The organism is Alkalibacter saccharofermentans DSM 14828, assembly GCF_900128885.1.
GTDB classification, from domain to species: Bacteria; Bacillota; Clostridia; order Eubacteriales; family Alkalibacteraceae; genus Alkalibacter; species Alkalibacter saccharofermentans.
The window spans coordinates 101474-121090 of record NZ_FQTU01000005.1; the positions used below are offsets into that span (position 1 = coordinate 101474).

Sequence of the window (19617 nt, forward strand, 5' to 3'; positions counted from 1 at the left end):
CATCGTACCCTTCATACATGTTTACTCATCAATGTAGAAGTTCAACTCCCCATTGTCTGTTCCTATCTTGACTGTCATGCCTTCTAGTAAATTCCCTGCTATTATCATTCTGCCAAGCACGGTTTCCACATTTTTTTGCAGGTATCTCTTTACCGGCCTTGCCCCGTATATGCTTGTATAGGATCTTTCAGCAATTAGTTCCTTTGCCTCTTTATCTGCTTTAAGGGCAATCCCCCTGTCAGCAAGCCGATTTGCAACTTCTTCCAAAGCCAGATCTATAATCTTGATTATTTCGGATTTTTTAAGTGGCTTGAACAAAACAATTTCATCTATCCTGTTTAGAAATTCAGGCTTGAAATGGCGGTTCATCTGTGACATTACCTGTTCCCGAGCCTTTTCGCTTATTTCTCCTTGGGAATTTATGCCTTCAAGCAGGTAAGTGCTGCCTATGTTGGAAGTCATTATCACGACCGTATTTTTAAAGTTTACAGTACGTCCCTGGCTATCAGTAAGCCTACCGTCATCCAATAGCTGTAAAAGAACATTGAATACTTCGGAATGAGCCTTTTCTATTTCATCAAAAAGTATTACGCTATATGGTTTCCTTCTTACGCTTTCAGTGAGCTGTCCCCCTTCCTCGTAGCCTACATATCCCGGAGGCGCTCCTATAAGTCTGGATACAGAATGCTTTTCCATATACTCGCTCATGTCGATTCTTATGATATTGTCCTCGTTGTCGAACAAAGCCTGAGCCAATGATTTTGCAAGCTCTGTCTTTCCTACCCCCGTAGGACCAAGGAATATGAAGGATCCAATGGGCTTATTGATATCCTTAAGGCCGGATCTGGCCCTTATTACCGCATCGCTCACGGCTTCTACGGCTTCGTCCTGGCCTATGACGCGCTGATGAAGAATATCTGCCAATTTCAAGAGCTTTTCCTTCTCCTGTTCCATGAGTTTTGCAACCGGAACCCCTGTCCACCGAGATACGATTTGAGCTATTTCTTCATCTGTAACCTCTTCCTTTAAGAGCTTTCTCTCCACCGGTGATTTTGCTTCTTCGAGCTGTTTTTGCAGCTCAGGCAGCCTTCCGTGCTTAAGCTTGGCTAATTTTTCAAGGTCGTACTCCCTCTCAGCCCTTTCTATCTCCCTGTTGACCTTTTCTATCTCAAGCTTCAGCTCCTTTTCTCCCATAATGCTCTTCTTTTCCATTTCCCACTGAGCTTGCATCACATCCCCTTTTTCTCTAAATGCTGCAATTTCCTTCTCTATATTTTTCAGCCTTTCTAGAGATGCTTTGTCGGTTTCCTTTTTAAGAGCCTGTTTTTCTATTTCAAGCTGCATTATCTTTCTGCTGATCTCGTCGAGCTCGGCAGGCATGCTGTCTATTTCAGTCCGGATCATGGCAGCAGCCTCATCCATAAGATCTATGGCCTTATCTGGAAGAAATCTATCAGTTATATATCTGTTGGATAGCACGGCACAGGCTATGAGCGCATTGTCAGTTATTCTTACCCCATGATGAATTTCAAACTTTTCCTTTAGCCCTCTTAGTATCGAGATGGTATCTTCAACATTTGGCTGGTCCACCATCACCGGTTGGAAGCGCCTCTCCAAAGCCGCATCCTTTTCGATGTACTTTCGGTATTCGTTCAGGGTAGTTGCCCCGATGCAGTGAAGCTCTCCCCTGGCAAGCATTGGCTTTAGGATGTTTCCAGCGTCCATAGCTCCCTCCGCTTTCCCTGCACCCACTATATTGTGAAGCTCGTCAATGAAAAGGAGTATCCGACCCTTTGATTTTTGCACTTCGTCTAAAACTACCTTGAGTCTTTCTTCAAACTCACCCCGGTATTTAGCCCCTGCGATCAAAGCTCCCATATCAAGGGCAAATATTGTCTTGTCCTTCAAGCCTTCTGGCACGTCACCTTTTAAGATTCTCTGGGCCAGCCCCTCTACCACCGCTGTTTTCCCGACACCGGGTTCGCCTATTAAAACCGGGTTGTTCTTTGTCCGTCTTGACAGAATTCTTACTACTCTCCTGATTTCTGTATCCCTTCCGATCACCGGATCAAGCCTGCCCTCTCTGGCCTGCTCAACAAGATCCCTGCCGAAGCGTTTTAGCGCATCATAAGTGTCTTCAGGGTTTTGGCTGACTATCCTTTGTCCGCTTCTTACCTTGCTCAGGGCCTCCATGAACCTTTCGTTCGTGATCTGGTGAGATTTGAACACCTTTTCCGATTTGGAGTTTTTTTCTTTTAAAAGAGCGATAAAAATATGCTCAACCCCGGTATATTCATCCTTGAATCTCTTTGATTCATCCTGGGCATTTATCATTACCTGGTTGAACCTTCTTGATACATAGTTGTTGGCCGACCCTCCGTATACCTTAGGCAGCTTTTCCAAAACATCTTCAATATCCTTTGCATATAAAGCCACGTCTACCCCCATGTAACCAAGCAATTTGGGTATCAATCCATCATCCTGCTTTACCAGGCTGTAATTCAGATGCTCTGGCTCTATTTCCTGATTATCAAACCTGACGGCGTATTCTTGGGAAGATGCAATAGCTGTCTGCGCTTTTTGCGTAAATTTCTCAATGTTCATTTTCAACCCTCCATCACATCATTACCTGAATTTGCTTTTCATTTCTTCATATATACCTTTAATTTCCGGGGTTATAGTCTGTGGATTAACCAATCTTATCTTAACATACAGGTCTCCTCTTTTCCCGCTTTTATCTACATAACCCTTGCCGGGGAGCCGTATGCTTTTATCTGTTTGTATGCCTGCTGGAATTTTTACAGAGAGCCTCTCCCCAAAAGATTCCACTTCCTTTTTTGTCCCAAGTGCCGCTTCCCACGGGTAAAGGTCCAGCCTTTTATGAATATTCAATCCATCCAGCTCAACATTCTTATCCTTCACCAGCTTTATCTTAAGGTAAAGGTCACCGCTTTTTCCACCGCTTGCACTGGGCATTCCCTGACCGGAAAGACGTATCCGCTCGTCCCGCTTTACGCCCTTTGGTATTTTTATGTTCAAGCTTACTTTTTTGCCTTCTCTTGTAAATGATACCTTCTTGGTCTCTCCCCGGTATCCTTCTTCCAAAGTTACGCTGATCTCGGTTTCAAGGTCTTCACCCTTGCTCCTTGAAGAGTAAGCCCTCCTGGACGAACCTCTTCCAAAAAGGTCTTCTATGTCAAAATCGTCGCTGCCTCTTGAACCACCACCAAAAAAGGCGTTAAAAAAGTCGCTGAAATCTCCGCCGCCGGACGTGGTGTAAGTATATCTGCCGCCGCCTCTGTCAAAACCAAACTGGGAAGGATCAAAGTCATACCCGTTTGAAAATTGCTGTCCGCTTCCTAGCGCATCGTATTTTTTCCGTTTTTCCTCGTCTCCCAATACTTCATAGGCCTCGTTTATGTCCTTAAACATGTCCTCACTTTTTTTATCTCCAGGATTTGCATCCGGGTGATATTTTTTTGCCAGTTTTCTGTACGCTTTTTTTATCTCATCCGAAGTAGATTCTTTCTTTACCCCCAGTATTTCGTAATAATCTTTGTACTTCATTAGAACACCTCTTTCCGATACACAAAAATCAGGCAACTCGCACCTGATCCCGTTGTTTGTATGTCTTTTTACATCAAAGGTTCATTATTTTTATACCCATAGCCAATCTTTTTAAACGAATCTGTATCTCTTCCATAAGTTTGACTTAAGCTGTCTTTAAACCCAAAAAAGCAAACACCATGTGTTTACTCTCTTGAATATTATTCATTTTTACAAAATCTTATCTTTTGTCTAAATAGCTCACCGCGTTAAGCGCTGCTACCTGTCCTTCCCCTGCCGCCTTAAGGTATTGATAGGGTTTTCCGGTGCAGTCTCCTGCAGCATACAGTCCCGGTATATTCGTCTCCATGTTCCTATTGACATTAAAATGGTTTTCCAGTATATCCACGCCGGGAACCAGTTGGTCTAAAGCCACGCTGTCCTTTAGTATGAATATCCCGTCAGCAAGTATCTCTCCATCTGAAAGCACCAGCTTTTCGGCATGCTCAGAACCTAAAATCTGCTTTGGCTTTCCGGCGATGACCTTCACGCCTTCCCTGATTTTTTCAGGCTGGCCATAAACAGGCACGTAGTAGACCTCACTGGCAACGTCAAGCATATAGTTCGCTTCCTCTTCTGCGTGCTTGTGGTAAGCCACTATTGCTACTTTTTTGTTCTTGTAAATCGGCGCATCGCATGTTGCGCAGTATCCTACGCCTTTTCCCAAATAGGCCTCTTCTCCGGGAAGACTCTTTTTGTTGCTGACGCCGGATGCGACTATTACAGAATCAGCCTCATAGGTGTTGTCCTTGGTAGTGACTGCGAAATATTCACCCATGGCGTAAACCGCATCTACTTTCTCCTCAGTGATATCTATATTCATTTGATTTAAATGCTCTACAAATACATCTTTAAGCTCCGGTCCGCTGACTGCATGATATCCAAGATAATTGTCCACTCTAGGAGCCTTTTCAAGCTTGTCGCTTAAGTGTTTGCTTCCGAATACCTTGACCTTTTTATTTCTGATGACACCATTTATCGCAGCTGACACTCCAGCGGGTCCGCTGCCCACAATTATAATGTCATATCTCTCACTCATTTATAACTCTCCTCTTACAGATGTTTTTCTACCATTTTCTCAAACACATTTTTAGGCTTGAATCCTACTACCGCTTCCTTGGGCTGTCCTTCTTTGAAAAGCACGATCGTAGGTATGCTCGTAATCTTTAGCGTCTCAGAAATCTCAGGATTGTCATCCACGTTTACCTTTACTACTTTGACTTTTCCGTCGTACTGTTTGCTGAGCTCTTCCATCACCGGCCCTACCATTTTGCAAGGTCCACACCAAGGCGCCCAAAAATCAACCAATACCGGTTGCTCGTTGTTTATTACTTCTTCCACAAAAGTGCTGTCCATAACTTCTTTCATATAAAATACCTCCAAATTGTTTTTAAGTTTATGTGTTGCTTCTCTCACCTCTGATTATATACCCCCAGGGGGTATTTGTAAACACCCTATGAAAATAATTGCCTTTTTACACTTGTTACTTTACAACTATCTGACAAATGTTATAATAACTTTATCAAAAGACAAGGAGATTTACAATGAACATATCAACCTTTTTAAAGCTGGCGGAAATACAAACGAAGGTAGCCAGCATGATACCCTTTTTTATTGGATCGGCATACGCCTATTACCGCTATGGTGCCTTCAACTTAATCAACTTCACCTTGATGCTTTTATCCCTGCTATGCTTTGATATGGCAGTAACGGTTCTTAACAACTATTACGATTTTGTAAAAGCCCACAAAAGAGAGGGATATGGCTACGAAAAGCACAATGCCATAGTCAAATTCGGCATAAAAGCCTCAATAGTCAGAAAGACTCTGGCAGTGCTCATAATCATTGCCCTTCTAGCCGGGTCAGCACTTTACCTATTTACCCACCCATTGGTACTGGTAATCGGAGCCGCATCTTTTTTTGTGGGAATTATTTATTCCTTCGGTCCCGTTCCCATATCCCGTACTCCATTGGGGGAAATATTCTCCGGGTTTTTCATGGGTTTCTTTATACCCTTTTTAGCGGTATTCATACAAACCCACCAATTGGATCCCATTGTCCTATCGTTTTCACAAGCAGTTTTCACTTTAAATGCAGATATGGATTTTTTGATCAGGATTCTGATAATATCCTGGCCTTTGGTCGCCGGTATAGGCAATATAATGCTTGCCAACAACCTCTGCGATATGGAAGAGGACATCGCCAACAAACGCTACACTCTTCCTATATACATAGGAAAAAAGAACGGGCTGAGGCTATTTGAAACAGCTAGCTACTCCTCTTATATAGCCATATTTTTGGGGATATTTTCCCAAACCCTTCCCTTATATGCTTTAATCTGCCTTGTCACGTTCTTGCCTGTACGAAAGAATATCGGGACATTTAAAATAAAGCAGACAAAAAAAGACACCTTTTCAGTGTCCATAAAAAACTTTTTGATCATCAACTTCACTTTGCTCGTCGTTTTAAGCATTTCAGTTGTCTTAAAGGCAACTGGATTCTAAAGATCCTCCACCAAAAGCGACTTGCAGTATAGTCGGGAGAGAGTATAGCAAGAATGCACTTTTAGGAAGGATCTTGTAAAATCCAGCAGATGAGGCTTCCTCATCTGTAAGATTTTATTTAACTTACTCTAGTATCATTATATACCAGATCTACCTCTATATCCACGCTTTTTTAACTTCAACCCTCTTTAGTTCTCAGTCAAGGCACTCAGCTGCAAACAGCTTTCCGAAATTTTCAGCAGCTTCAATCGCCGCTTCATCCGGATTCCACATTGCTTTAACGCTCTCAAGAGGAATCTCGAAGCCTGCCTCATGGAGCCAATCCTCTATTATCTTAACAGACTCGCCGCTCCATCCATAAGTGCCGAATGCTCCTGCTTTTTTATTTTTCATCCCCAAGCCCTTTAGCATCTCCAGTATCCCTGCAGTAGCATAGGTTATGCCCTTATTTACCGTGGGGGATCCTACCAGTATCGCCTTTGACTTGAAGGCCTCGGATAAGACATCGTTTTTGTCTGACTTTGAAAGATTGAACTGCTTTACCCTCACGTCCTTGTCCCCTTCAATCAAACCCTTGGCTATAGCTTCGGACATCCTTCTCGTACCGTCCCACATGGTGTCGTACAGAATGGTTATTTGATCTTCCTTATAGTCATTTGCCCACTCGATATATTTTTCGATTATCTGAGCCGGGTTGTCTCTCCATATAACTCCATGGCTTGTGCATATGTAGTCTAGAGGAAGGTTCATGGCAACTACCTCTTTTATCTTGTTAATGACCAGCTTGTTGAAAGGGGTCAAGATATTTGCATAATATTTGAAAGCCTCACTGTAAAGCTCATCCTGATCCACCAAGTCGTTAAATAACATCTCCGATGCATAATGCTGTCCGAAAGCATCGGTGCTGAAAAGAATATTGTCTCCCGACATATAAGTAAACATCGTGTCCGGCCAATGCAGCATCCTTGCCTCTACAAACGCTAGAGTCGAAGATCCAATATCTAAGGTGTCACCTGTCTTTACCGGCACGAAATTCCAATCTTTGTGATAATGCCCCTTAAGAGACTTTACACCGTTTGCCGTGCAATATATTGGGGTATCCGGTATTTCATTCATAAGTGCGACCAAGCTCCCGCTATGATCGATTTCTCCGTGATTTATTACTATGTAGTCAATATCCTTTAAATCTATTTCCTTTTTTAGATTAGATACGAACTCCTTGTCGTATGGCTCCCAAGCAGTATCGATTAAAACAGTTTTTTCATCTCTTATCAAATACGAATTATAGGATGTGCCCTTGTGGGTCGATAGCTCATCCCCGTGAAAGCTTCTAAGCTCCCAGTCTATTTTGCCAACCCACGTTACCTTGTCGGTTATTTTTTTGCTCATTGTGAACCTCCTGTGATTTATTCAACTATTCAATACTAATTTATACCCTGCCTGAAGACTTTAAACACTACAACCTTGAGTATACAAAGAAAAACAAGATATCAAATCTTTATAAATCCATTTGCAATGATTACCTCTGCCTTGTCCGGTGGCAGCGGCCTGCTGAAGTAATACCCCTGGAGCGTGTCGCATTTGTTTTCCTTTAAGAATTCCACCTGCTCTTTCGTCTCCACTCCTTCCGCAACTACCTCAAGCTCCAGGCTGTGGGCAAGTTGTATTACGCTTTCGTAGAGGCTTTTTTCCTTGTCGCTTTTATGGATGTTCATTAAAAACGAACTGTCTATTTTAAGCACATCGATAGGAAGGTTCTGAAGGTGGTTAAGTGACGAATATCCCGTGCCAAAGTCATCAAGCGCAATGGTTATGCCATTTTTCTTCATAATATCCAAAGCCTTTAGAACGTTTTTTTCATTGGTGAGTATTGCAGTTTCAGTTATCTCAAACTCCACATCTACATTTTGGATGCTTCTATTTATAGTCTCAATGCTTTTTTCTGATATTCCTTGCCTGCTAAGCATGGTACTGGAAAGGTTGATGGAAACCTTGGGTGTAGTTATGCCTTTGCCTTTCCAACTCTTTATCTGTCGGCACGCCTCTTCTACCACCCATTCCCCTATTGCCTCTATATGCCCGGTCTGCTCCGCTATCGGTATGAATTCTTCCGGAGATATGAAGCCTCTTTCCGGGTGATTCCACCTTATCAAAGCTTCAAGCTTTTTGATTTTTCCGTTTGTGGCATCTACCTGGGGCTGGTAATGAAGGGTAAACTCATTGCCTAAAATGGCTTTTCGAAGCATGTTGTCCATTTCCATATATTTTTTAGATTTATCCTCCATCTCCTCAGCAAAGAGGCAGTAGCTGTTTTTACCCTGTTCCTTGGCGCTGAACACCGCAAGGTCTGCTCGCTTTAATAATGTGCCTAGATTATCGCCGTCTTTAGGATATATGGCTACGCCGCAGCTTATATTGATGTAAAATTCCTGCCCGTTGTGGATCCAGGGCTTTGACAGGCAATAATTGATTTCATTTATTTGATCGATCACGTCATCAACACCTTTGATGCCTTCCATGGAAACTATAAACTCGTCACCGCTGAGTCTCGCTGTGATTCCTTCTGAACTTACGGTGTGGGACAGCACGCTGGCCACATATCTTAACAGCTCGTCGCCTACAATGTAACCATATATCTCGTTTATATGCTTAAAGTTGTCGATATCCAAGTATAACAGCGCCATTTGATCGTTTGTGCCTTTAATTTCAGACAGCTTTTCTTCAACCTTGAAGTTGAACATCGCCCTATTGGGCAGCTGGGTTAGTTCGTCGTAGTACGCTGCGTGATAAAGCCTCCTCTCCATTTCTTTCCGCTCAGTTATATCAGTTCCGTTAAGGATTATTCCTCTGGTGTTTCCGACGTTGTCGTGTAGTGGACTAAAGCTCCAGAGCACGTCTACCGCCTTATTGTTCTTGGTTATTATCTTTTCTTCGATTGAGTTTGCATTTTCACCGGTTATTATTTCCCTGTATAATCCCTTTATTTTATCTTGCTTATTTCTAGGGAACAGTTCGAATACTTTTTTCCCTTTGATTTCTTCGTCTGCGTAACCTGTTATTCCTCTGGCAAAATCGTTGAACCTTAGGATCTCTCCCTCTAGAGACAGAAGCATTATGATCACTGCGGATTCTTTTATCACATTATCAGAAAATTCCTTTTCTTCCCTAAGGCTTTCCTGCAGCATCATCTGCTGAGTTATATCTGTGTGGGATCCTGCCATCCTTACAGGATTGCCTTCTTCGTCCCATATGCATACTCCCTTGCTTAGAATCGTCTTATAAGAGCCCTCGGCGCATCTTATCCTGTAAATGTTTTGGTAACCTCCATTGCCGCTATTCAAATATTCCTTGAGGGTTCTTTCTGCCTCGTCAGCGTCTTCAGGGTGCAACAATCCCTTCCAGCCGTCTATGGTATTTTTTATCTGCCACGGATCGTATCCGCAATATTTCAGCCACTTTTCCGAAAAAAGATACCGATCCTCTTTTATGTCCCATTCCCATATTCCGTCCTTTGCCCCGTCCACCGCCAGCTTGTACTTTTGGTCACTTAAAGACAGTTTATGATAGCTTTGCTCCAGCTCATCGTATTTTTCCGAAAGCTCCTCCTCTATGCCTATGAGTTCTTCGTGGGCAGAACTCAATTCTTCGTAGTTATTATATATTATGACTATGGAATCTCTGTACAAAACAAGGCTCTTAAAAATTATGCCGTAAAAAATCCACCCGGTAACTAAAACGTACAGCCAACCCTTCCATGTGCTAAACAGCGCCAAGGTCCTTACATCTTCAAATAGCTGTGCAGCCAATCTATCGGATAGCGTTATCCAGAGGCTTCCCATCACCAGATAAATAAATATAATTTTTACCGACTCTTTTTTGGGGTCTATACCTTTTTTCATCTTGGTAAATTCGGCGAATTTTTTTTCCAGTTCCTCAATTTTTATCAGAAGCTTGTCGTCGCTTTTAATATGAATCACCACTTTTCAATTAATCATGCCCTTGCCCTATTGCATTATCCAATAAAAATATTTCAACCTCCAATAGTATATATCGGTATGTTCTTACATATGATTTTTTCTCTTATAATTTAATTAGTGACTCTAAGCTGCCCCCGGTCGACTGCTCTATCTACGATTTCCACGACCTCCTGCCACAGAGCCGGTGCATTATCCTTAAGAATCATGTTCCTTTCCAGCACCTTGTCCCTGTTCACTTCAGGCCTTTTCCATGTATGCCCTTCAGTCCTGCTGTTTAGAAGCAGTGGCTGCATTCGATCCAGGCAGGCTGCAAATTTTGCTTCCTTGGTGTTTCTTTCTTCGAATTCTTCCCACAAGCTCCAAAATTCAGCTTCCTGATCCTCTGGCAAAATCGAAAAAAGCTTCCCTGCGCTTTCAATTTCTCTTTCGAGTTTGTCCCCGTTGCCCTCATCATCGTAACAGAAAGTATCTCCTGCATAAATTTCTACCAGGTCGTGGATTATAGTCATTTTCATCGCCTTCAGCAGATCGACATCTTGATCCACGAAGTGCTCTTTTAATACCATCGCCATCACCGTTAGGTGCCAGGAGTGCTCTGCATCATTTTCATTCCTTCTGTCCTGTATAAGCACGCTTTGCCTTAGTATATGCTTCAGCTTGTCTATTTCGATAATAAATTCAAGTTGTCTTTTAAGTCTGCCCAACTGTTTTCACTCCCGATTTTTTACTTTTATGATATCACAAAACCCGGTTTTGGGACAGGTTTCAAAACTATTATATCAATTTAGTAAAGTTATCAAACAAGGCTGAAAGACGCGGAAAGAGCAAAACCCGTAAATGGTTTTGCTCCCGCTTATCTTCCGCCTATATAAACCGTATATCCGGCTTTTTCAAAGTCTATTTTTATTTTTTCAACCACATCATCCTCAGGAGGGCTGACATCTTCCATTGTATATTCCTTGCCTATACCCTTGTACTTCGAGCTTCCAAATTGATGAAAAGGCAAAAGGTGAACTTCCTCTAACTTGGGATGCTTCTTCAGTATGCCTATCATTTTTTCTATGTTTTCCTCATCCATTGTATAACCGGGTATCAACGGAACTCGTGGAATTACCTTAACGTTCTTTTCCATCAGCTTGCTAAAATTCTGAAGCACCAGGTCAAGATCTCCTTTTATTATGCGGGCAAACTTGTCGTTGTCCATTATCTTAAAGTCAAACAGAACCAAATCCGTATAGTCGGTCATCCTATCAAGAAGCTCCCAGCTTCCATGCCCTGTGGTTTCAATTGCAGTGTGGATTCCCAGGGCTTTGATTTCCTTAAGAAGCTCTGAAGCAAATTCACCGTGCAAGAGCACTTCCCCTCCGGACAACGTCACTCCCCCACCGCTTGTATCGTAGAACACCATGTCCTTTTTGACTTCTTCCAGTAAATCTTCAATGCTCATTGACTTGCCTACATACTCCAAGGCACCTGTTGGACAATCCTCAGGCTTAGCCGGGCAGGTGTAGGCATCTTTAGCTATGCACTGTATGCAAAGGCTATTTTTCCTTATAATCTCCACCCCGGTTTCCTGAGACTCTGGATTTGAGCACCAGGGGCACCGTAAAGGGCACCCCTTGAAAAATATCATAGTCCTTATTCCGCCCCCGTCATGGATGCTGTAGCGTTGTATGTTGAATATCAAAGGCTTCTTCATCAAGGCCTCCTTAAAAACCGTGTTCTGTTCTTTTTATTATATCGTCCTGGATGGATTTGTTTAGCTCTACGAATATCGCGCTGTAGCCTGCGACCCTGATGACCAGGTTCCTGTATTTCGCCGGATCTTCCTGGGCAGCTCTCAAGGTATCCGCGGATACAACATTGAACTGGATATGCTGTATCTTAAGTCTCATGAAGGATCTTAAATATGCCACGAAATTCCGTATTCCCTCTGTACCCTTCATCACCGACGGTGAAAACTTCACGTTCAGCAAGCTTCCGTTTGTAGTCAGGTAGTTGTCAAGCTTGCTCACGCTCTTAAGAACCGAGGTAGGGCCGTGCTTGTCCCTTCCAACCATAGGGGACAGGCCTCCGTCTGCCAGCTGTTCCTTGGAAAGCCTTCCATCCGCAGTGGCTCCAACAGCTTCTCCCAAAGGTATGTGGGCTGATACTGTGTACGATCCCGGCTGGAATATTCCACCCCGTGGGTTTTTGAATTTTTCCACCTGCTTGCAGTAATACGTCAGAACTTCCGAACCCAGGTAATCCACTTCGTCAACGTCATTTCCGTATTTTTCGTATCTGTTTATGAACTTCTGCCTCAATACTTCATTGTTTTCGTAATTGTCTCTTAAAAGCTCCACTAAATCTCCCAGGCTTATTTCCTTGTCGTCAAAGACGTATTTCTTGACGATATATAAAGAATCGCTCAAGTTTGCAATTCCTATTCCCTGAACACCCGAGAAGTTATATATTGCTCCACCCCAGGAAACGTCCCTTCCGTTTTCAACGCATTTTTCTATGAAGCAAGACAAAAGAGGTGTCGGGGCAAATGCTCCATGGGCTTCGTCAGTTATATTAGAACCTTCCACCATGTAGTCTACATATTCGTCGATGGTGTTTTTTATTCCCTGCATCAAATCATCAAATGAGCTTATTTTTTCGTGATTTCTCTCCAGCGTAACCTCCAGCACCTTAAGCAGGTTGAAAAGCGCGATGTCGTGAAGCCCGTAGGTCTTTCCGGGTATGCTAAGCTCAACACACCCTACCACCGAATAATCTCTGGCGTCAGGCAAAGATACTCCCCTGTTTAAGTACCCAGGTATTATTACCTCGTCGTTGAACACCTGGGGTATTCCTGTCCCAAGCCTGATGGTTTCTGCCGTTTTATTTAGAAATTCTATAGGGGATTTTTCATGAATCCGGACTCCAAGGTTAGGCTGTGGAAGCTTTATGTCGCCGTAAGTGTCCAATATTACGTAGGAAAGCTCGTTTGTGGCGTCCCTGCCGTTTATGTCCACTCCCCCCAAAATTATTGTATAACCTGTGGGAAAACCTGCAAAATATTTGGCGCTGTCTTCGCTTCTTAATAAAACCACGTCATTCATTTTAAGCCATAGACATCTCAAAAGCTCCTTTAAAAATTCCTTGTCTTCGCACTCATCCAGTGACTTCTTATAAAATCTGTACATGTATTGGTCGAATCTTCCCGGCGAGATCGAGCTTGCATTTGACTCAAACTGCAAAGCAAGGTTCACATACCAAAACAGCTGCAGCGCGTCGTAAAGCTCAACGGGTTTTTCCGTTGATACCATCTCTGAAATCTCAGCTATTCTTATCAGCTCGTCTTTACGCTTGTCATCCGGCTCTTTTTCAGCCATTTTTCTGGCAAGCTCTGCATATCTCAATATAAATTTTTGCGTAGCCTTAAGGGTAATCAAAGCTGCCTTGTAAAAATCATTATCCTGGTACTTGGTTGAGTATCCTTCGACTTCTTCTATCATTGACCCCAAGCCTTGTCCTAATACCTTTTCAAATGTTGGAATTATATGTCCCTGCCCCTTGTCGGTCTGGTTTATCTTAACGATTCCATCCTTGATGCTGGCTTTTACTATATCCGTCATCTTTGAGTCAACGTAATCCTTCAATGAATTCTTTTCCCAATAAGGGTACAGCACTTCATTGAAATATTTCTTGTCTTCATCTGATACCAAGAACTGATCCTGGGGTCTTTCAGCCATAGTTTCCAGCTCGTCACGAATCCAATACGGGCTCATCTCCGGAGATGCAATGCCGGATCTAGACTTGACAGTTCTGTCTCCTACTATGAGCTCTCCTTCGTTGATCTGTATCTCTACATTCTCCAGTATATGGGCTGTAGCCATAGCCCTTCTCATTACCGGGGGCATCCCTTCGGTAGTTATATAGCTGTCTGTATAAAGCCTGGCCCTTTCAAGGGACAGCTCTCTTTTGCTTTCGAAAAGTCGGTCTTTTAATGCTTCTATTCTTTCGCTGGCTTGAGACATATTATTCACCTCTACATTATTATTTACTCTTATTCTATATCAATTCATATTGTTTATCAATATTTTTTCTTGTTTTATCTTTTTATTTTCTTTAACCTGTACTATAATGAATTTAAAGTATGTAACGTGGAGGATAATTATGTTTGCCCAGGAAAGGCTCGACAAGATATATCAAAGAATCTGCCAGGACGGCAAGGTTTTTGTAAAAAAGCTTAGTGAAGAATATAAGATTTCAGAAGACGCCATCAGAAAAGACCTTAAAGTATTGGAAAAGCAAGGAGTAATACAAAGGACCTACGGAGGAGCCATATTGAAGAAACAGCTTGTTTCTTTTTCTACAGTTAACGACAGGAAGGACCCTGCTGTGAGACCTGTAAAAAAAATCATCGCTCAAAAAGCTTTTGATGCTTTAAAGAAAAAAGAGACAATAATTTTGGACATCTCCACCACCAACATGGTTCTCGCCGAGCTTATCCGAGACTCCGGACTGGAACTAACGGTTATATCAAATTCAGTGGATATTTTATACATTTTATCTAAAAGCAAGTCGGTGACTCTAATCAGCCCCGGAGGCATGTTCTTTCCGGACGCCGGAGGGTTTGTCGGCAGCGAGACCATCGACTCCATAAAAAAGTACAACGTCCAGAAGGTTTTTATAGGAAGCTGCGGCATCGATCTTGAGACCGGAAGCCTAACAACCTTCAATGTGGAGGACGGCAACACCAAGCGGGCATTCATAAACGCTGCCAGGGAGGTTTTTCTCGTTATGGAAAACAAAAAGTTCTTTCACGAAGGGATTTACAAGTTTGCCGAACTATCTCAAATTGATACAGTCATAACGGAAGACTTGCCATCAAAGACCATTCAGAACCGATTGAAAAAATCTAAAATAAAAATTTTATAGGAGGATTAATATGCAAAAAATCAATTTAGGGATAGTAGGATATGGAGGAATAGCAAAAATCCACGCTATCGGATTGTACGCCATGAAGACCATGTTTGAAGACATGGAATATTCCCCGGAGCTATACGCGGCAGTGAGCAGCAAAAAAGATCTAGGGTTTCCAGGTTTTGAATACGTAACATCAGATCTTCAACAGTTGTTGGATGATCCCGAGGTTCATGCACTGGATGTATGCACACCTAACTTTTTGCACTACGAGCAAGGAACTAAGGTTCTGGCGTCGAAAAAACCCCTGTATATGGAAAAGCCCGTTGCAAAAGACATACACCATGCCAAGGAGCTTGCTGAAATTGCCGAAGCGTCACAAATAGTCAATCAGAGCGCTCTCATGTATAGATTCCTTCCGGCTATCGCAATGGCAAGGGATTTAATTGCCTCCGGAAAAATCGGGGATATAATCCACTTCAGATTCGCTCTTTATCATAAAGGATATTTGGATTCCCAAAGACCAATGTCCTGGAGGCTCTCTCAAGACAAGGCAGGTGGCGGAGCCCTTGTGGATTTGGGGATTCATATGGCCGATTCGGTAAGGTTCCTGCTAGGGGAACCACAAAAGGTGATGGCCCAGACGGATATCTACTACAAGGAAAGATATGCAGATGCCTCACGGACCCACAAGGTGCCATCAGAGGTGGATGAATGGGCTCTTTTAAATCTGGTGATGGAAAGCGGGGCCAAGGGCACTTTGGAGGTGTCAAGGATTACCTCAGACCTTAAGGAAGATACAATTATAGAGATCTACGGAAGCAAGGGGAGCATCAAAATCCATTCCGACGATGTGGATTTCCCCACCGTTTATCTTCAAGATACAGGGGTGATGGAAAGGGGCGCAGTAAAAGCTGAAGGCAACTTTGCTAAATACCACAAGACTATATATCCAAGCCATAAATTCGACCTGGGTTGGATGGTAAATGCCCATTTGGCGTCCATGAAGAACTTTTTAAACAACGTAAATGCGGGTAAAATCCTCCATCCGGAAACTCCCACCCTTAAAGAGGCCTATCTGTCCCAGCGCATCATCGCCCTGGCCTATGAATCCGTTGAGAGGGATAACAGCTGGATCAGCTTCGATAATTAATACACTTTATTTAAGCCAGTGGACCCGGCTGGTCAAAAAAGCATCCCTTGCTTGATTTCAAGCAAGGGATACTTTTAGTTTACGCTGATTCTTTTATTATATTTTCATCGATCTTAATATCATCAGCCCTTTTTTCTTTCCTGTTGGTCAACCCTTGAGCATGACTGGTGTCCAAATGCCGCATCTCTCTGATCAAAAATACTGCCGTTACCATGGAGGCTAAAAGATCTGCCAGGGGCATGGATGCATACACTCCTTTAAGTCCGAAAAATCTGGGTATTATCAATAAAGCGGGAATCAAAAAGAAGAACTGCCGGGACAAGCTTAAAAACGAAGCGTGCTTAGGCTTTCCTACCGCCTGGAAATAATTTGATCCAACTACCTGGAATCCAATCAATGGCAGCATGGAAAGGCTGATTTTCATCTGCAGCTTTCCGATTGCGATAAGCTCCGCATCCGACCTGTTAAATATAGAAACGAGCTGTTCCGGAAAAAGCCTAGTCGCCACAAAACCAAAAGTCGCTATCCCAACAGCCGCCATTATCCCTAGCTTGAGGGCTTCCTTGACTCTGTCGTATTTTCTGGCGCCGTAATTATAGCCTATAATTGGCTGTACGCCCTGATTTATGCCAAACATTGGCATAAGTATCAAGGTGATGACGCTGATCGTTATCCCCATGCCGGATATGGCCACATCGCCACCGTACTCGAGGAGGCTTTGGTTTAGCACCATATTCTGGAGACTGCTGGCAATCTGCATCGCAAAGGGAGCGAATCCCAGGGTTGCTATTAATTTAATTGTCTTCATTTCTAGGCGCATGTTGCTTTTGTGAATCTTCAATAAGCTTTTTCCGCCGAAAAAGTAGTAAAGCACCCATACCATTGAAACCGCCTGGGATAAAACAGTGGCAAACGCCGCCCCTTTCATTCCCCAACCAAAGGTGAAAATAAATATAGGATCCAATACGATATTTATCCCTGCTCCTATGAGCATTGTCTTCATTGCAATCTGCGGATTCCCCTCTGCTCTTATGAAGTTGTTCATCCCAAAGCTTAAAGACTGGAATATGTTCCCTGCAAGTATAATCGTCATATAGTCTTTTGCGTAGGGCATTATTGCCTCGCTTGCTCCGAAAAATCTAAGCATTGGCTCCAAAAATGCAAGCCCCAAAACTGTAATCGACAAGGCAACTCCTATAAAAAGCACGAAGGCATTTCCGAGAACCTTCTCTGCTGCTTCTTTCTTTTGCTCACCTAATCGTATCGATATGATTGAATTCGCACCAAAGCCTATCAACATCGAAAAAGCCATCGCTATGAGCATCACCGGAAATCCTACCGTAGTAGCACCTATTCCTAAAGATCCTACCCCGTTTCCGATGTATATTCTATCTACTAAATTGTAAATGGCATTTACGAGCATTCCTATTATTGCAGGCACTGAAAATTTAATGAGAAGCTTCGATACTTTAGCTTCCCCCAATTGTGTAGCATTGTCCATGTTTCATTCTCCTCGATTATGCATTTTAACTGAAATTAATTAGAGTGCTAACTAATTGTCCATAATATTATTCTACTAGCAACCTCTACCAAAATCAAGGACTTTTGCGCATAAGTTCTATTCTATTGCAACATATTCTTTTTGAATGTTTTTGACCACCAGGGTGGTGCCTTTGTAAAATCTGCCTTTTATATCTCCTTCGCCGTCTAGGACCTTGCAAAAGGTGGCGATTTCGCTTGGGGCGCCAACTACTCCTGCATTGATTTGTTTTCCCGCTATGATGGTCCCGCCTTTAACGACGCTGCTTGATTTCTCGCAGATTACTTTCCTTCCCGCCATAAGGTTAGACTGGTAACTTCCTTCTCCGGTTATTATTATGTCTCCACTGGAATTTACAGTAGCGCTTTTAGCGTACTTGACTCTAAGTATCTTAATGTCCTTCAGCTCTTCATCCATTAGGTTTTTATAGTCCTTCAACGTCTGATATATTTCTTTAAGCTCTGCAAATCCCAGCCGATGCAGCAGCTTCATTTCCAAGAATGCGTGCAGGATTGATTTTTTCAGTTCGTTTAATGTTTCAAGCTGAGAGATATTCATGGAGACTGCGCTTCTTTCCATTTCCTTTATCAATTCATCGAGATTATCCTTTCCTATGTTTATAATCTCAAGAATTTCTCTTTCATCCTTTACTTCGACCTGATGGAGGCCTTTGAATATCTTTTCGATTTCTATTGTCATTTCTTCCACGATATTGACTATCACGTGAAAAATACTGTTTTCATCTCCTGCCTGCAGCCTTCCTCCTACGACCTTTCCCTCTACGTCGATGTTTTGCATGGCAAATATTTGGGAATGATGCACAGAACCCATAATCTTTACGTTTCCCGTAGCCCTTATCACCATGTTATCCTGGACATTTCCCTTTACTACTACATCCCCGTCAAAATCGATATCATCAGTATCCTTGTCCAGATCGCCGATTACTGTCAGCAGCGGCATCACGCCAATTTGACCGTTTTTGCCAAATGGCCTTCCGTCTACAAGGGAATACAGCTCATCTCCCCTTTTTTCTGCCCCTTTTCCAGGGATAAGTTCCTCATCTTCAACAGGCAATACCTCTATGATCTCACCTAGGACGTTCATCCCTGGATATCCCATTATTGCAGGCATGATCTTTTTAGCCAAAAGATCTCCTTTTCTCACTATCGGCTCAAGCCCTTGCAAAATCTCCTTATCTCTTAATTCTTCACAGTAATAAAATTCTGTCTTTCTGCCGGCAACGGGGCTTTTCCCCTTTGCCGCAACGACCTTTACAGTCTCCTTTGCTTCACAGCCCTCTCTTACTGCAGCTTCGTCTATAAGCTCTCTTTTTATGCCATAATCTACCAATGTCGATATGCACTCTTTGAAAGAAACTTTTTTCGGTTCTACAAGGTCAAACCCCGGCTCAAGAACTGTTTTTCTTGATTTTGGAATATCCTTCAAATGAAAACGTTTGCCGTATTTTCGCTCAATGGTCAAATAAGCGCAAACTTTATCATTTGAAAATTCCACTTCTAAATGCTTTTCTGCCGGTATATCCTCAAATGCAAAGCTGACCTGATCCTGGGCGCTTAAAATCGTATTGACGGATGCCTTCTCACCGTTAAGGAACGTGTCCATCTGTGGACCTTTAATGAACACGGAGGGTTGTGAATCCTTGCCTGTAGCATCCGTTACCGCTAGCTTTCCATCAATGATTTCTACATGGCCGTCCCTGTTGTTCGGATCTTCTTTTATTTCGGATTTAACCTTTTCTATGTTGAATTTGCCGCATTTTTTAACCAGGCCCACCATTTTTGTCGATGGACTTTCAAGTTCCTCAATCCTAAGCTCTTCCTCGCTGCATTTAAAGTGCTTTACAGCCCTCTCCATGGCTTCCCTGCTGCTCATCGTCTCAAAAATCATATGCAATCCCTCCACAAAAAGGTCAACCCAAAG

At 42.8% G+C, this 19617-nt stretch carries 14 protein-coding genes; 3 read left to right on the forward strand and 11 right to left on the reverse strand.

What is annotated here, in order from left to right:
- Positions 1 to 21: 21 nt before the first annotated feature.
- From clpB to trxA, 4 genes are all read right to left on the reverse strand, one after another.
- A complete protein-coding gene (gene clpB / locus BUB93_RS05060; protein WP_073269997.1) occupies positions 22 to 2604 on the reverse strand; it encodes an ATP-dependent chaperone ClpB in 2583 nt (860 codons plus the stop codon).
- A gap of 21 nt (positions 2605 to 2625) precedes the next feature.
- Complete coding sequence (locus BUB93_RS05065; protein WP_073269998.1) at positions 2626 to 3567, reverse strand: DnaJ C-terminal domain-containing protein; 942 nt, start codon at positions 3565 to 3567, stop codon at positions 2626 to 2628.
- Positions 3568 to 3787: 220 nt separating this feature from the next.
- The gene (locus BUB93_RS05070; RefSeq protein ID WP_073269999.1) at positions 3788 to 4645 is read right to left on the reverse strand and encodes an NAD(P)/FAD-dependent oxidoreductase; all 858 of its coding nucleotides are present in this window, start codon (positions 4643 to 4645) and stop codon (positions 3788 to 3790) included.
- Between the two features lie 14 nt (positions 4646 to 4659).
- Positions 4660 to 5022 (reverse strand): thioredoxin, encoded by a 363-nt coding sequence (gene trxA, locus BUB93_RS05075; protein ID WP_278278372.1) that lies wholly within the window; start codon positions 5020 to 5022, stop codon positions 4660 to 4662.
- Positions 5023 to 5150: 128 nt separating this feature from the next.
- Between trxA and BUB93_RS05080 the strand changes: the two genes are divergently transcribed.
- A complete protein-coding gene (locus BUB93_RS05080; RefSeq protein ID WP_073270001.1) occupies positions 5151 to 6110 on the forward strand; it encodes a 1,4-dihydroxy-2-naphthoate polyprenyltransferase in 960 nt (319 codons plus the stop codon).
- 195 nt (positions 6111 to 6305) lie between these two features.
- Here BUB93_RS05080 and BUB93_RS05085 read toward each other — a convergent pair whose 3' ends face one another.
- From BUB93_RS05085 to BUB93_RS05105, 5 genes are all read right to left on the reverse strand, one after another.
- Positions 6306 to 7499, reverse strand: a complete 1194-nt coding sequence (locus BUB93_RS05085) for an anaerobic nitric oxide reductase flavorubredoxin (protein ID WP_073270002.1) — start codon at positions 7497 to 7499, stop codon at positions 6306 to 6308.
- 101 nt (positions 7500 to 7600) lie between these two features.
- Positions 7601 to 10090, reverse strand: coding sequence for a bifunctional diguanylate cyclase/phosphodiesterase (locus BUB93_RS05090; RefSeq protein ID WP_073270003.1), 2490 nt, complete (start codon positions 10088 to 10090; stop codon positions 7601 to 7603).
- A gap of 107 nt (positions 10091 to 10197) precedes the next feature.
- Entirely contained in the window at positions 10198 to 10791 is a 594-nt protein-coding gene (locus BUB93_RS05095; protein ID WP_073270004.1) for an HD domain-containing protein, read from the reverse strand.
- A gap of 149 nt (positions 10792 to 10940) precedes the next feature.
- A complete protein-coding gene (locus tag BUB93_RS05100; protein ID WP_084116990.1) occupies positions 10941 to 11786 on the reverse strand; it encodes a [formate-C-acetyltransferase]-activating enzyme in 846 nt (281 codons plus the stop codon).
- 10 nt (positions 11787 to 11796) lie between these two features.
- Positions 11797 to 14094 carry a formate C-acetyltransferase gene (locus BUB93_RS05105; RefSeq protein ID WP_073270006.1) on the reverse strand — a complete coding sequence of 766 codons (2298 nt, stop codon included), beginning with the start codon at positions 14092 to 14094 and terminating at the stop codon, positions 11797 to 11799.
- A gap of 139 nt (positions 14095 to 14233) precedes the next feature.
- Here BUB93_RS05105 and BUB93_RS05110 point away from each other — a divergent pair, with 139 nt between their 5' ends.
- Both BUB93_RS05110 and BUB93_RS05115 read left to right on the forward strand, forming a co-directional pair.
- A complete protein-coding gene (locus BUB93_RS05110; protein ID WP_073270007.1) occupies positions 14234 to 14998 on the forward strand; it encodes a DeoR/GlpR family DNA-binding transcription regulator in 765 nt (254 codons plus the stop codon).
- A gap of 10 nt (positions 14999 to 15008) precedes the next feature.
- Positions 15009 to 16136 (forward strand): Gfo/Idh/MocA family protein, encoded by a 1128-nt coding sequence (locus BUB93_RS05115; protein WP_073270008.1) that lies wholly within the window; start codon positions 15009 to 15011, stop codon positions 16134 to 16136.
- A 79-nt stretch (positions 16137 to 16215) separates the two neighbouring features.
- Here BUB93_RS05115 and BUB93_RS05120 read toward each other — a convergent pair whose 3' ends face one another.
- Both BUB93_RS05120 and BUB93_RS05125 read right to left on the reverse strand, forming a co-directional pair.
- The gene (locus tag BUB93_RS05120) at positions 16216 to 17637 is read right to left on the reverse strand and encodes an MATE family efflux transporter (RefSeq protein WP_073270009.1); all 1422 of its coding nucleotides are present in this window, start codon (positions 17635 to 17637) and stop codon (positions 16216 to 16218) included.
- Between the two features lie 117 nt (positions 17638 to 17754).
- Positions 17755 to 19584 (reverse strand): FapA family protein, encoded by a 1830-nt coding sequence (locus tag BUB93_RS05125; RefSeq protein WP_073270010.1) that lies wholly within the window; start codon positions 19582 to 19584, stop codon positions 17755 to 17757.
- Positions 19585 to 19617: the final 33 nt, after the last annotated feature.

What these genes read in the sequence shown, in the direction of transcription:
- clpB (WP_073269997.1), bottom strand. Translation starts at nt 2,604, where the DNA reads ATGAACATTGAGAAATTTACGCAAAAAGCGCAGACAGCTATTGCATCT.
- BUB93_RS05065 (WP_073269998.1), bottom strand. Translation starts at nt 3,567, where the DNA reads ATGAAGTACAAAGATTATTACGAAATACTGGGGGTAAAGAAAGAATCT.
- BUB93_RS05070 (WP_073269999.1), bottom strand. Translation starts at nt 4,645, where the DNA reads ATGAGTGAGAGATATGACATTATAATTGTGGGCAGCGGACCCGCTGGA.
- BUB93_RS05080 (WP_073270001.1), top strand. Translation starts at nt 5,151, where the DNA reads ATGAACATATCAACCTTTTTAAAGCTGGCGGAAATACAAACGAAGGTA.
- BUB93_RS05085 (WP_073270002.1), bottom strand. Translation starts at nt 7,499, where the DNA reads ATGAGCAAAAAAATAACCGACAAGGTAACGTGGGTTGGCAAAATAGAC.
- BUB93_RS05100 (WP_084116990.1), bottom strand. Translation starts at nt 11,786, where the DNA reads ATGAAGAAGCCTTTGATATTCAACATACAACGCTACAGCATCCATGAC.
- BUB93_RS05105 (WP_073270006.1), bottom strand. Translation starts at nt 14,094, where the DNA reads ATGTCTCAAGCCAGCGAAAGAATAGAAGCATTAAAAGACCGACTTTTC.
- BUB93_RS05110 (WP_073270007.1), top strand. Translation starts at nt 14,234, where the DNA reads ATGTTTGCCCAGGAAAGGCTCGACAAGATATATCAAAGAATCTGCCAG.
- BUB93_RS05115 (WP_073270008.1), top strand. Translation starts at nt 15,009, where the DNA reads ATGCAAAAAATCAATTTAGGGATAGTAGGATATGGAGGAATAGCAAAA.
- BUB93_RS05120 (WP_073270009.1), bottom strand. Translation starts at nt 17,637, where the DNA reads ATGGACAATGCTACACAATTGGGGGAAGCTAAAGTATCGAAGCTTCTC.
- BUB93_RS05125 (WP_073270010.1), bottom strand. Translation starts at nt 19,584, where the DNA reads ATGATTTTTGAGACGATGAGCAGCAGGGAAGCCATGGAGAGGGCTGTA.